Raw genomic sequence first — 12,478 nt, forward strand, 5'->3', positions numbered from 1 at the left:
AAGACCTCACTGATGGCAGGGAGTGACTGTCCGTCAGGCCGTTACGGCGCGTCAAGAAGTCGGTCGATACGAATGTCGTTGATCTTGCGCAGCTCGCCCCGGACGATCTCCGCCTCGGCGGCGGGGGAGTTCGGGTACCGCTCGCGCAGGGCGGCGAGCATGCCGTCCGCGGTGCGGCCGGTCGCGCAGATCAGGAAGACGTGGCCGAACTTCGCCTCGTAGGCGGCGTTGGCCGCGCGCAACTCGTCCAGCAGGGCCTGCTCGGCCCCGCGGACGCCGGCCTGCTCGCGCTCGGAGGTGGCGTCGCCGGTCTTCGGCGTGCCGATCCGGGCGTGGCCGGCCATCGCGTCGTGCAGGTCGTCCGCGGACAGCTCCGCCACCGCCTTCGCGTTGGCGGCGAGCAGGTCGGCGCGGTCGGACCAGGGGCGGGACGCCGCGACGGCGGCGGCCCAGGTGGGGCTGGAGCAGATCTCCAGCAGGGTCTCGCGCAGCTCGGACGCGTCAGCGGCGGCCAGGGCGGCGAGGGCAGGGGGTGGCTGGGTCACGGGTGGACCTCCTGGAGGGTTGGTGCCACCCGCACAAGCTAGATCCGCCGCAACAGGCCGTCAACACTTTGTTGAACTGTTGGTGGTTACGATTCACGGCACCGGGTCGGGCGGCCCGGTGCCGTGTGCGATCCGCCAAGCAGCGCCCGCCGGGTCAGGGCTTCTCCTGCCGGTTCAGGTAGTTGTACACGGTGAACCGGCTGACGCCGAGCGCCGACGCGACGGTCTCCACCCCGTGGCGGACGGTGAAGGCCCCGCGTTCCTCCAGCAGGGCAACCACGCGCTGCTTCTCCGCGCGGTCCAGTTCGGTCAGCGGCCGACCGTCGAACTGGCGGGCCATCTCGGCCAGCAGCCGGTCCAGCGCACTGCTCAGGTGCGGCAGCCGCACCGCCACCGCGGGCGCGCCGTCCCACTCCAGGACGACGTCCTCGGCGCGGGCCTCGGCGGGCGCCACCGCCGTCGCGCCGACCGCCTCCAGCAGCGGCGTCAGGGCCGCCGCCAGCGGGTGGTCCAGGGCCTCGCTCACTGCGTATCCCCTCCTTCGGGTGCTACCGCGTCGTCTTCCCCGGCCAGCACGCTGACCTGGACCGAGATCCGGCTGGCCCCCGCTGCCAGGGTCTCCCGCAGCAGGCGGGTGACGGCGGCCAGCGCCTGCTCGGCATCGCCCTCGGCGCTGGTGCCGAACGGTCCGACCGAGACCTCCAGGCCCGCTTCGTCGACCACCCGGCGCGCGGCCTTGGCGTGCTCGGGGAAGCCGTCCAGCTCGAACGGCTCTGTCGTGAACTCCACCATCAATCGCACTCGCTCACCTTATCGACCGGCCTGGTCGATCAGACAGCGGTCGGGTTGTCCGACCGGCGGCGTTCGGCGGCTTCAACAAATTGTTGCGACGACCTTGACAGTCCGGCCGGGCGGCGGAGAAGCTTCCATCAAGCAGAATCCATCTTCCGTATCGTGGAACTCTGGGACCCTGCAAGGCGAGAGAGCGAGAGGTGAACGACGTGACCGCTGCCGCCCAGCACCGCTTCACGGTCAACCTGTCCATCCTGTTCGGCGAACTGCCCCTGCTGGAGCGGCCCGCCGCGGCCGCCGCGGCCGGGTTCGCGGCGGCCGAGCTGTGGTGGCCCTTCGGCGAGAACCACACCCCCGGGGCGGAGGAACTGGACGGCCTGGTCGGCGCGTTCGAGGCGGCCGGGGTGCAGCTCACCGGCCTGAACTTCCTCGACGACCTGGCGCGCGGCGCCCGCGGGACGCTGTCGCTGCCCGCCGAGAGCGAGCGGTTCCGGGAGAACATCCCGGTCGCGGTGCACCTCGCCGAACGCCTCGGCACCGGCGCCCTCAACGCCCTCTACGGCAACCGGGTGGCCGGCGTCGACCCCGCCGCGCAGGACGCGCTCGCGCTGGAGAACCTCGTCCTCGCGGCGCACGCCGCGCACTCGATCGGGGCGATCCTGCTGGTCGAGACGCTGAACGCGGTGGAGTCCCCCGAGTATCCACTGGTCAGCGCGGCCGCCGCGATCGACGTGGTCGACAAGGTCAACGCCGCCACCGGGCTCGGCAACGCCAAGTTCCTCTGCGACCTCTACCACCTGGCCCGCAACGGCGAGGACCCGGCCGCGGTGATCACCGCGTACGCGGACCGGATCGGCCACGTGCAGATCGCCGACACCCCGAACCGCAATGAACCCGGCACCGGCGAACTCGACTTCGAGGACCTGTTCGCCCGCCTCACCGCCGCGGGCTACCAGGGGCGGATCGGCCTCGAGTACCGCCCCGCGGGCGGCGTCAGCGCCGAGAGCTTCGACTGGCTGCCGCGCGAGCTGCGCGGCGCGCGCTGACCCGCACTTCTCCTCCGACTGACCCTCACCTAAGGACGTCCCCGCGATGAGCCGCAAGATCGCTTTCATCGGCCTCGGCATCATGGGCAAGCCCATGGCCGTCAACCTGGTCAAGGCCGGCCACCACGTCACCGGCTACAACCTCACCCAGGAGCCCATCGACGCCCTGGTCGCCGCCGGCGGCCACGGCGCGGGCTCGATCGCCGAGGCCGTCGCCGACGCCGAGGTGGTCATCACCATGGTCCCCGCCGACCCGCACGTGGAGCAGGCGATCCTGGGCGAGGGCGGTGTCCTGGAGAACGTCGCCGCCGGCGCGCTGGTGATCGACATGTCCAGCATCACCCCGCAGACCTCGATCAAGGTCGCCGCCGCGGCCGCCGAGAAGGGCGTCCGGACGCTGGACGCGCCGGTCTCCGGCGGCGAGGCCGGGGCCGTCGAGGCGGTGCTGTCGATCATGGTCGGCGGCGCGGCGGAGGACTTCGCCGAGGCCAAGCCGCTGTTCGACGCGCTCGGCACCACCGTGGTGCACGTCGGCCCGGCCGGCGCGGGCCAGACCGTCAAGGCCGCGAACCAGCTGATCGTCGCCGTCAACATCCAGGTGCTGGCCGAGGCCGTCGTCTTCCTGGAGAACGCGGGCGTCGACCTGGCCGCCGCGCTCGACGTGCTCGGCGGCGGGCTGGCCGGCTCCACGGTGCTGAACCGCAAGAAGGGCAACATGCTGGGCCGCGAGTTCGCGCCCGGGTTCCGGATCGACCTGCACCACAAGGACATGGGCATCGTGACGGACGCCGCCCGCGCCGTCGGGGCCGCGCTGCCGCTCGGTGCGGTCGCTGCGCAGCTGGTCGCCTCCGCCCGCGCCAACGGCGACGGGGGGCTGGACCACTCCGCCCTGCTGCGCGGGGTCGAGCGGCTGTCGGGCCGCGAGGTCAAGTAACAGACTCCCCCTGACGGCGTGTACCTGTCCGGTCGTGCCCGCGCCCTCAGGGGGTCCAAGCCCCCTCCCCGCCGAGGGGAGCCTCGTATCGCGAGGTCGGCGGGGAGGGTGGGGTGGGGGAGTCGAGGTTCGGGGAGAGCCGAAGCCTCCTGAGGTGCAGTTGCCCCGCGAGAGCGACGCCACGAACTCTCGCCGTTCCGCCCCCGGCCTTCGGCCGGGAGGTGCCCCCAGAGCCCCAGGTGGTTCTTCGCTGCAGAAAGGTGATCTCTCGTGCGAGGTCATGTGGTCGTTGCCCCCGACAAGTTCAAGGGGTCGCTGGAGGGGGCGGAGGTCGCGGCGCGGATCGCGGCCGGGGTTCGGCGGGCGGTGCCCGGGGTGGAGGTGCGGGAGCTGCCGGTGGCCGACGGCGGGGAGGGGACCCTGGCGGCGGCGCTCGCGGCCGGGTTCTCGCGGGTCGAGGTGAAGGTCGCCGGGCCGACGGGGCTGCCGGTGGTGGCGGGGCTGGCGGTGAAGGGGGAGACCGCCGTCGTCGAGCTGGCGCAGGCGTCGGGGCTGGCCCGGCTGCCCGGGGGGCGGACGGCGCCGCTGGCGGCCGGGTCCTACGGCGTGGGCCGGCTGATCGCCAAGGCGGTGTCGCTCGGGGTGACCCGGGTGGTGCTGGGCCTCGGCGGCAGCGCCTGCACGGACGGCGGAGCGGGGATGGTCCAGGCGCTGGGCGTGGAGCTGTACGACGCCGACGGCGCGCCGCTGCCGCCCGGCGGGGCCGCGCTGCGCCGACTGGCCAGGGTGGAGCCCGGGCCGCTGGCGGAGGTGCTGCGGGGGGTGCACGTGATCGTCGCGTGCGACGTCGACAACCCGCTGCTGGGCCCGCGTGGTGCGGCCGCCGTGTACGGGCCGCAGAAGGGCGCGGACGCCGCCGACCTGCTGGTGCTGGAGGAGGGGCTGACCCGGTGGGCGGACGCCGTGGCGGAGCTGACGGGCCGTGACGTCCGGGACGCGCCCGGCGCGGGCGCGGCCGGCGGGGTCGGGTTCGCGGCGCTGGCCCTGCTGGGGGCGACCATGCGGCCCGGCATCGAGCTGCTGCTGGAGCTGCTCGGCTTCGAGCAGGCCGTCCGGGGGGCCAGGCTGGTGGTGACCGGCGAGGGCTGCCTGGACGCGCAGACCCTGCACGGGAAGGCGCCGGCGGGTGTCGCCGCGGCGGCGGCCCGGGCCGGGGTGCGGGTGGCGGCGGTGGCCGGCCGGCTGGAGCTGGCGGAGCGGGAGTGGCGGGCCGCCGGCTTCGCCGAGGCGCTGGCGCTGGCCGATCTGGCGGCCGATCCGGCCGACTCGATGGCCCGGGCGGGCGAACTCGCCGAGCTCGCGGGGGAGCGGCTCGCGGCCGCGCTGCTGACCTGACGGGCCGTTGAGTCCTCGTACGTTCCTACATTGACGTTTTGTTGAAGGCGGGCCTACGCTCCCAGCACTCCTTCGGCCCACCCCGTTTCCACCCGACGTTCGGAGGTCCCTCATGCCCATCGGCGACACCGCGGTGATCCGCTCCCGGCGGGTGGTCCTGCCGGGCGGCGAACGCCCCGCCGACGTGCTGGTGCGGGCCGGGAAGATCGAGCAGATCGCCGAGCACGGCGCCCTGCTGGTCGGCGACCGGCAGCTCACCGACCTCGGGGCGACGGCGCTGCTCCCCGGCCTGGTCGACACCCACGTGCACGTCAACGAGCCCGGCCGGACCGACTGGGAGGGCTTCGCCTCCGCGACCAAGGCCGCCGCGGCCGGCGGCGTGACCACCGTCATCGACATGCCGCTGAACTCGATCCCGCCGACCACCACCGTCGAGGGGCTCGACGCCAAGCGGAGGACCGCCGACGGCCAGGCGTGGGTGGACCTGGGCTTCTGGGGCGGCGCCGTGCCCGGCAACACCGGCGAGCTGGCCGGCCTGCACCGGGCCGGGGTGTTCGGGTTCAAGTCCTTCCTGGCCCCGTCCGGGGTGGACGAGTTCCCGCACCTGGCCACCCCCGCCGACCTGGAGTCCGCGCTCGCCGAACAGGCCCGCCTCGGCGCGCTGGCGATCATCCACGCCGAGGACCCGGCCGTGCTGGACGCCGCGCCGCACGTCCCCGGCGTCCGCTACCGCGACTTCCTGGCCTCCCGCCCGGACGACGCGGAGGCCGCCGCCGTCGCCGGACTGCTGGAGTGCGCCCGCCGCACCGGCGCCCGGGTGCACATCCTGCACGTGTCCTCCGCCGCCGTGCTGCCGCTGCTGCGGGCCGCCCGCGAGGACGGCGTGCAGGTGACCGCGGAGACCTGCCCGCACTACCTGACGCTGGCCGCCGAGCAGGTCCCGGACGGCGACACCGCGTTCAAGTGCTGCCCGCCGATCCGTGACGAGTCCAACCGCGACCTGCTCTGGCAGGCCCTCGCGGACGGCGAGTTCATCGCCGTGGTCTCCGACCACTCGCCGTCCACGCCCGACCTGAAACTGCTGCAACGCCTCGGCGGCAGCGGCGACTTCGCCGCCGCCTGGGGCGGCATCGCCTCCCTGCAGCTGGGCCTGCCCGCCGTCTGGACCGAGGCCCGCCGACGCGGCCACACCCTGGCGGACGTGGTCCGCTGGATGTCCGCCGGCCCCGCCTCGCTGGTCGGCCTGACCGGCGCCAAGGGCGCCATCGCCCCCGGCTGCGACGCCGACCTGGTGGCCTTCGACCCGGACGCCGGGTTCGCCGTCCACGCCGAACGGCTCCACCACAAGAACCCCGTGACCCCGTACGCGGGCCGCACCCTCACCGGACAGGTCCGCACCACCTGGCTGCGCGGGCAGCCCGTCGACCCCGACGGCGCGCCGCACGGCCGCCAGATCACCCGGCGCTGAGCCTCCGCGGAGCGGCTCCACCGCCACCTCCCGCCGCGGGCCCGTACCTCCCGCCCGGATCATCCGACGCTGAAGAAGAGACGAAGGAGAGTCAGTTGAGTACTGATCAGACCGCGAACGCGCCGTTCACCGAGCTGGTCGACCTGGCCTCCCGGCTGCTCGGCGCGGGCGTGGTCGCCACCAACGAGGACACCTTCGCCGACGCCGAGAACCTGCTGGTCGCCAAGCCCGCCGAGTTCCGCCCGCACACCTTCGGCCACAAGGGCCAGATTATGGACGGCTGGGAGTCCCGCCGCCGACGCGGCGTCAGCGCCCAGCAGCCGCACCCCACCGACGAGGACCACGACTGGGCGATCGTCCGGCTGGGCGCCGCCGGCGTGGTGCGCGGCGTGATCGTCGACACCGCGTTCTTCACCGGCAACTACCCCGAGACCGCCTCCGTGCAGGCCGCCTCGGTACCCGGCCACCCCTCGCCCGAGGAACTGGCCGACGCCGAGTGGACCGACCTGGTCCCGCGCACCCCGCTGAGCGGGAACACCGCGCACGCGTTCCCCGTCGAGGACCCGACCCGGTACACCCACGTGCGGCTCAACATCTGGCCGGACGGCGGCGTCGCCCGGCTCCGGGTGCACGGCGAGGTGCTGCCCGATCCGCGGGAGCTGGCCGGCCTCACCTTCGACCTGGCGGCCCAGGAGTACGGCGGCGTGGCCGAGGCCGCGTCCGACCGGTACTTCTCCTCCCCGCACAACCTGAACGCTCCCGGCCGAGCCACCGTCATGGGCGACGGCTGGGAGACCCGTCGGCGGCGCGACAAGGCCAACGACTGGGTGCGAGTGGCCCTGGCCGGGGGCGGCGAGGTCCTGGCGGCGGAGGTGGACACCTCCTGCTTCGTCGCCAACGCCCCCGGCTGGGCCGAACTCGTCGGCACCGACGGCGAGACCGAGACCGTGCTGCTGCCGCGCACCCGCCTGCAGCCCGACACCCGCCACCGCTTCCGGCTCCCCGCCGGCACCCCGGTCACCCACGTCCGGATCAACGTCTACCCCGACGGCGGCCTCGCCCGCCTGCGCCTCACCGGCCGCCTCACCCCCGCCGGCCAGGACGCGCTGGCGCTGCGCTGGTTCAACGCCCTGCCCGCCGCCGAGGCCCGGCAGGCCCTCGCCGAGGCGAACCTCCCGGCAGACCTGGCCGACGTGCGCCCGCTCACCGACGCGGGCGCCGTCCGCGCGCTGTACGCGAACTGACGCGCCGCCGGGCCGCCGCCCTCCCCCTGTCTGCACCGCATCGCACCTCGAAGGATCACGCATGCCCAGAACCCTCACCACCGAGTCCGGCGCGCCCGTGGCGGACAACCAGAACAGCGCGTCCGCCGGCGAGTACGGCCCGCTGCTGATCCAGGACCAGCAACTGCTGGAGAAGCTGGCCCGGTTCAACCGGGAGCGGATCCCGGAGCGCGTGGTGCACGCCCGCGGCTCGGGCGCGTACGGCTACTTCGAGGTGACCGACGAGGTCTCGCAGTACACCAAGGCCGCGTTCCTGTCCGCCGTCGGCAAGCGCACCGAGCTGTTCCTGCGCTTCTCCACCGTCGCGGGCGCGCTCGGCTCCACCGACGCGGTCCGCGACCCGCGCGGATTCGCCGTCAAGTTCTACACCGAGCAGGGCAACTACGACCTGGTCGGCAACAACACCCCGGTGTTCTTCATCAAGGACCCGATCAAGTTCCCGGACTTCATCCACTCGCAGAAGCGCGACCCGTACACCGGCATCCAGGAAGCCGACAACGTCTGGGACTTCTGGGCGCACTCGCCGGCCTCCACCCACCAGATCACCTGGCTGTTCGGCGACCGCGGCATCCCCGCCTCCTACCGCCACATGAACGGCTACGGCTCGCACACCTACCAGTGGGTCAACGCCGAGGGCCGCGCGCACTGGGTGAAGTACCACTTCAAGACCAACCAGGGCATCCGCTCGCTGGACGCCGGCCAGGCCGCCGACACCGCCGGCGGCGACGCCGACAGCCACCAGCGCGACCTGCACCAGGCCATCGAGCGCGGGGTGTTCCCGTCCTGGACGCTGTACGTCCAGCTGATGCCGGTCGAGGACGCCGCCGACTACCGGTTCAACCCGTTCGACGTCACCAAGGTGTGGCCGCACGCGGACTACCCGCTGGTCAAGGTCGGCCGGCTGGTGCTCAACCGGAACCCGGACAACGTGTTCGCCGAGGTCGAGCAGGCCGCGTTCTCGCCGAACAACTTCGTGCCCGGCATCGGCCCGTCGCCCGACAAGATGCTGCAGGGCCGGCTGTTCGCCTACGCCGACGCCCAGCGCTACCGCCTCGGCGTCAACCACACCCAGCTGCCCGTCAACGCCCCGCGGGCGGTCGAGGCCGCCAACTACGGGCAGGACGGCTACAGCGCGCTCAACCGCAACGGCCGCACCAAGAACTACGAGCCCAACTCGTACGACGGCCCCGCCCAGACCGACGAGCCGCTGCACGCCCCGCTCGCCGTCACCGGCCACACCGGAAGCTGGACCACCGCCGCGCACGCCAAGGACGACGACTTCCACCAGGCCGGCGAGCTCTACCGGCTGATGTCCGAGGACGAGAAGGCCCGCCTGATCGCCAACCTGGCGGGCTCGCTGGCCTCGGTCGTCCGCGACGACGTGGTGGAGAAGAACCTCGCCCACTTCCACGCCGCCGACCGCGACTACGGCTCCCGTCTGGCCACGGCAGTGGCGCAGCTCCGCGCCGCGAACGAGGACTGAGTCCCACCCCTGACCGACTGACGCACCCTCAGCCGGGCCCCTCCCCCTCGACCCGCGGGGGAGGGGCCCCGCGCGCGTTCGGCACCTCAAGGGGGCCGGGCGTCGGGGCATATGCGTGTCAAGGGTGGTGGGGTTCGGTGGGGCGAATATCCGGTGAGGGGGAGGTGGGGAGGTGGTGGGCTGGTTAGGCTGGATGTGGCGGCGGGGAGCGGCGGAGGGGCGGGGCCATGTCGACGGTGAGTTGGGGTGGGCGCGAGGGGCTGCTCGGGGCGGGGGCCGGCGGGGCCGGGCCGTTCGGGGTGCTGCGGCGGGCGCTGCGGCTGCTGGAGGCGGTGGACCGGCGGCCCGGCGGCGCCACGCTCGGTGAACTGGCCCGGGAGCTGACCATGCCGGAGACCCTGGTGCAGCAGCTCGCCGAGGAGCTGGAGACCGAGGGGTACCTGGTGAACCTGGACGGCGCGTGGGCGCTGGGCGGGGCGTTCACCCTGCTGGGCGCGCAGCACCGGGAGCCGATGGTGCGCGCCAGGCTGCACCATCGCCTGGCGGAACTGCGCGACGAGCTGGGCGCCGCGGTGTACTTCAGCCGCTACCACGACGGCGAGCTGTCGGTGGAGGCGGTGAGCGCCGACGAGCACGCCCCGGCGGTGCACGAGTGGGTGGACTTCCGGGCGACGGCGCACGCCTCGGCGATCGGGAAGTGCCTGCTCGCCCAACTCGACCACGACGCACGGCTGGACCACCTGGCCCGGCACCCGGTGGCCCGGCTGACCTCCCGCACCATTACCGAGACCGACCGGCTGCTGCACCGCCTGGACCGGCAGCCGGCCACCGTCCCGGTGCTGGACCTGCAGGAGTACTCGATGGACACGGTGTGCGCGGCCGTGCCGATCGTCGCGGGCAGCACGGTGGGCTGCCTGGCGACCTCGCTCCCGGTGGATCAGGCGTACCGGCTGCGCGAGGCGGCCGACCTGCTGACCCTGCGGGCGACGCCGCTGATGCTGGCGATGGCGGTCTGAGGCCGGTCGGTCCGCGCTCGCGACAAGTCACTTGTGGGAGCGCTCCCGTCGTGGGGAGGATGGGGTATGAGTGAACACCTGGGGCGGGCCGTGGTGCGCCCGTACGAGCCGCGCGACCGCGCCGACCTGTTCGACATCTGCGTCCGGACGGGCGAGCTGGGCGGCGACTCCCGGCAGACCTACCCGGACCTCGACCTGCTGCCGAGCATCTTCGCCGCGCCGTACGCCGAACTGGAGCCGGACCTGGCCTTCGTGGTCGACGACGGCACCCGCGCGGTCGGCTACGTGGTGGCGACGGCGGACACGGCCGCGTTCGTGCAGCGGTTCCGCGCGGAGTGGCTGCCGACCGTGGTGGACCGTTACCCGCCGCTGACCACCGAGCCGGGCACGCCCAGTGAAGTGATGGTGCACCTGCTGCACACCCCCGAGCGGATGGTGCTGCCGGAGCTCGCCGACTACCCGGCGCACCTGCACATCGACCTGCTGCCAAGTCACCAACGCGCCGGCTACGGGCGCGAGTTGATGGAGACGCTGCTCGCCGCGCTGGCCGCCAAGGGGGTGCCCGCGGTGCACCTGGGCATGGTGACCGCCAACACCCCGGCCCGTGCCTTCTACGACCGCCTCGGCTTCCACGTCCTCCCGGTGCCCGACCCCGGCCCGCTCACCTACCTGGGCCGGTCCACCTCCTGACGTCCGGGGCCCGGCCTCGGCCGGGTCCCGCGGCGTGGACGGCCCGTCGCGGTCGAACGGTTCGTGGATAGCATCTGGCCGAGGTGCCCCGACGGGGAGTCGGGTGGGGAGCACGCGGGGCGGGAGGCACACGGTGCGGTTCGGCTTGCTGGGGACGCTGTCGGCCCACGACGGCACGGGTGAGTGTCCGGTTCGCGGGCCGAAGGCCCGGACGCTGCTCGCCGTGCTGCTGCTCCACCCGAACCGGCCCGTGAGCCTGGACCGGCTGATCGACGCACTGTGGGGAGCGCGGGCGCCGGCCACCGCGGAAGCCTCGCTGCGCAACCTGGTCGCCCGGCTGCGCCGCGCGCTCGGCGACCTGGCGGTCCGCCCTGGAGCACCTGGCCGGCTCCGACGTCCTCCAGGTCGCCCAGGTCCGCACCCTGATCGCCGAGGCCGAGAGCGCCTGACGGCCCGTCATTGCACGGGTGTCCCGATCGCCGAGGGCGGACGAATTGCGCGGGCGGCCGGAGCGGATCCCCCGATCCGGTCCGGCCGCCCGCGGTGGTCGACGAGTCCCCCCGTCCCCGGTCCAAGTCCCCCGGACCGGGGCGGTACGTCGATCGGGCGGACCTCGGTGAGTACGAGGTCCGGTTCCCCCTTGGTGTCCACCGTAGTGGGGCGGGCGGGGGAGGAGTTGGCGGTGCGTCGACAGTGGGTTGGCGATGCGTTCACTCGGCCCGGGCGGTGAGGGACTGCCGGCGGTGGTCGCGGGGGGAGAGGCCGTAGACGCTGCGGAAGGCGCGGCTGAAGTCGTCGGGGCGGGGCATGCCCCAGCGGGCGGCGACGGTGTGGATGGGGGTGGCGCGCAGGACGGGGTCGGCGAGGTCGCGGTGGGCCTTGGCGAGGCGCTGGCGGCGGATCCAGCCGGCGACGGTCTCGCCGGGGGACTCCTGGGAGAACACCCGGTGCAGGTAGCTGACCGAGATGTGGTGGGCGGCGGCGATCACCGAGGGGGTCAGCTCGGGGTCGTGCAGGTTGCGGCGGACGAACGCCCGCACCTGCTCGACCAGGACGCGCCGCCGGGCGGTGGGGGAGAGCGCGGCGACGCCGTCGAGCTCCTCGGCGAGCCAGACGGAGACCAGGTCGACCGCGAGCGGGCCGAGCCGGGCGGCCGCGGCGGGGCCGAGGACGTCGGACTGCCGGTCCAGGCTGAGCAGGAAGTCCGAGACCAGGGCTCCGCTGCCGCCGCCGACGCGGTAGCTGCGGCCGAGCAGCTTGCGCAGCTGGAACGGTGACATCGGCAGCAGCGAGGTCGGGAAGTCGATGCCGACCGCGTCGACCCGGGGGCGGTCGGGTTCGGTGGTGCGGGCGCCGAGGGCGCGGAGGTCGTACGAGCGGGAGCTGTCGAGCAGTGTCATCTCGCCCGTGCGGAAGGTCTGGTCGGGCATGGCGTCGCGGGACAGCGTCAGCTCGCCGTTGAGCACCAGGGTCAGGTGGAACACGCCGGGGTCGGAGCGCCGCACCCGGGCGTCGGAGCGCTTGAACCGGGCGGAGGGGAACGAGGTGCCGAGGAAGGTGACGGGTCCGAGTTCGGAGCGGCGCAGTTCGGCGCTGAAGCGGTCGGCGTGCGGGCTGGTGGCCTCGCAGTCCCGGGTGAGGCCGATCAGGTCCCGCCAGGCTTCGAACCGGTCCCTGGGGTCCAGGCCCTCGGCCGGGTCGACCTGGGCACTCGTCGCCGCCATGCTCTCTTCACCCTCCGCCTCGTCGGCCCCGTGCCCCGTCAGCATCGCAGGTCGCGGAGGGGTCGCGGAGGCCGCCCCGAACACTTGTCGCAACGGGCGGAC

13 protein-coding genes are annotated in these 12,478 nt (G+C 73.8%); 9 read left to right on the forward strand and 4 right to left on the reverse strand.

Features of this window, described 5'->3' with window-relative positions:
- Window positions 1–41 precede the first annotated feature (41 nt).
- The 3 genes from uraD to BX266_RS29590 all read right to left on the reverse strand — a co-directional run bounded on the left by uraD (window position 42) and on the right by BX266_RS29590 (window position 1,337).
- Window positions 42–545 (reverse strand): 2-oxo-4-hydroxy-4-carboxy-5-ureidoimidazoline decarboxylase, encoded by a 504-nt coding sequence (gene uraD, locus BX266_RS29580; RefSeq protein WP_099904748.1) that lies wholly within the window; start codon window positions 543–545, stop codon window positions 42–44.
- A 154-nt stretch (window positions 546–699) separates the two neighbouring features.
- On the reverse strand, window positions 700–1,071 hold the full coding sequence (locus BX266_RS29585) for a helix-turn-helix domain-containing protein (protein ID WP_099904750.1): 372 nt from the start codon (window positions 1,069–1,071) through the stop codon (window positions 700–702).
- The gene (locus BX266_RS29590) at window positions 1,068–1,337 is read right to left on the reverse strand and encodes a thiamine-binding protein (protein WP_310794815.1); all 270 of its coding nucleotides are present in this window, start codon (window positions 1,335–1,337) and stop codon (window positions 1,068–1,070) included. Before BX266_RS29590 ends, BX266_RS29585 begins: the two co-directional genes overlap by 4 nt.
- 200 nt (window positions 1,338–1,537) lie before the next feature.
- On the opposite strand from BX266_RS29590, the gene BX266_RS29595 reads away from it, so the two are divergent.
- From BX266_RS29595 to BX266_RS29635, 9 genes are all read left to right on the forward strand, one after another.
- A complete protein-coding gene (locus BX266_RS29595) occupies window positions 1,538–2,383 on the forward strand; it encodes a TIM barrel protein (protein WP_099904753.1) in 846 nt (281 codons plus the stop codon).
- A 46-nt stretch (window positions 2,384–2,429) separates the two neighbouring features.
- Window positions 2,430–3,317 (forward strand): 2-hydroxy-3-oxopropionate reductase, encoded by an 888-nt coding sequence (locus BX266_RS29600; protein WP_099904755.1) that lies wholly within the window; start codon window positions 2,430–2,432, stop codon window positions 3,315–3,317.
- A 270-nt stretch (window positions 3,318–3,587) separates the two neighbouring features.
- Window positions 3,588–4,712 (forward strand): glycerate kinase, encoded by a 1,125-nt coding sequence (locus BX266_RS29605; protein ID WP_099904756.1) that lies wholly within the window; start codon window positions 3,588–3,590, stop codon window positions 4,710–4,712.
- 112 nt (window positions 4,713–4,824) lie between these two features.
- Entirely contained in the window at window positions 4,825–6,180 is a 1,356-nt protein-coding gene (gene allB / locus BX266_RS29610) for an allantoinase AllB (protein ID WP_099904758.1), read from the forward strand.
- Window positions 6,181–6,275: 95 nt separating this feature from the next.
- The gene (gene alc / locus BX266_RS29615) at window positions 6,276–7,424 is read left to right on the forward strand and encodes an allantoicase (protein ID WP_099904759.1); all 1,149 of its coding nucleotides are present in this window, start codon (window positions 6,276–6,278) and stop codon (window positions 7,422–7,424) included.
- A 61-nt stretch (window positions 7,425–7,485) separates the two neighbouring features.
- Window positions 7,486–8,946 carry a catalase gene (locus BX266_RS29620; RefSeq protein ID WP_099904761.1) on the forward strand — a complete coding sequence of 487 codons (1,461 nt, stop codon included), beginning with the start codon at window positions 7,486–7,488 and terminating at the stop codon, window positions 8,944–8,946.
- 227 nt (window positions 8,947–9,173) lie between these two features.
- On the forward strand, window positions 9,174–9,962 hold the full coding sequence (locus tag BX266_RS29625; protein ID WP_099904762.1) for an IclR family transcriptional regulator: 789 nt from the start codon (window positions 9,174–9,176) through the stop codon (window positions 9,960–9,962).
- 66 nt (window positions 9,963–10,028) lie between these two features.
- Window positions 10,029–10,652, forward strand: a complete 624-nt coding sequence (locus BX266_RS29630; RefSeq protein WP_099904764.1) for a GNAT family N-acetyltransferase — start codon at window positions 10,029–10,031, stop codon at window positions 10,650–10,652.
- A gap of 133 nt (window positions 10,653–10,785) precedes the next feature.
- Window positions 10,786–11,382 (forward strand): winged helix-turn-helix domain-containing protein, encoded by a 597-nt coding sequence (locus tag BX266_RS29635; RefSeq protein ID WP_259464911.1) that lies wholly within the window; start codon window positions 10,786–10,788, stop codon window positions 11,380–11,382.
- Here BX266_RS29635 and BX266_RS29640 read toward each other — a convergent pair.
- On the reverse strand, window positions 11,363–12,376 hold the full coding sequence (locus BX266_RS29640; RefSeq protein WP_099904767.1) for a helix-turn-helix domain-containing protein: 1,014 nt from the start codon (window positions 12,374–12,376) through the stop codon (window positions 11,363–11,365). The genes BX266_RS29635 and BX266_RS29640 overlap by 20 nt on opposite strands.
- Window positions 12,377–12,478 lie beyond the last annotated feature (102 nt).

This window comes from Streptomyces sp. TLI_171, from assembly GCF_003610255.1.
Classification (GTDB): Bacteria; Actinomycetota; Actinomycetes; order Streptomycetales; family Streptomycetaceae; genus Kitasatospora.

Coding starts and splice junctions, on each gene's coding strand:
- BX266_RS29640 (WP_099904767.1), bottom strand. CDS start 12,376: ATGGCGGCGACGAGTGCCCAGGTCGACCCGGCCGAGGGCCTGGACCCC.
- BX266_RS29600 (WP_099904755.1), top strand. CDS start 2,430: ATGAGCCGCAAGATCGCTTTCATCGGCCTCGGCATCATGGGCAAGCCC.
- BX266_RS29625 (WP_099904762.1), top strand. CDS start 9,174: ATGTCGACGGTGAGTTGGGGTGGGCGCGAGGGGCTGCTCGGGGCGGGG.
- BX266_RS29630 (WP_099904764.1), top strand. CDS start 10,029: ATGAGTGAACACCTGGGGCGGGCCGTGGTGCGCCCGTACGAGCCGCGC.
- allB (WP_099904758.1), top strand. CDS start 4,825: ATGCCCATCGGCGACACCGCGGTGATCCGCTCCCGGCGGGTGGTCCTG.
- BX266_RS29590 (WP_310794815.1), bottom strand. CDS start 1,337: ATGGTGGAGTTCACGACAGAGCCGTTCGAGCTGGACGGCTTCCCCGAG.
- BX266_RS29620 (WP_099904761.1), top strand. CDS start 7,486: ATGCCCAGAACCCTCACCACCGAGTCCGGCGCGCCCGTGGCGGACAAC.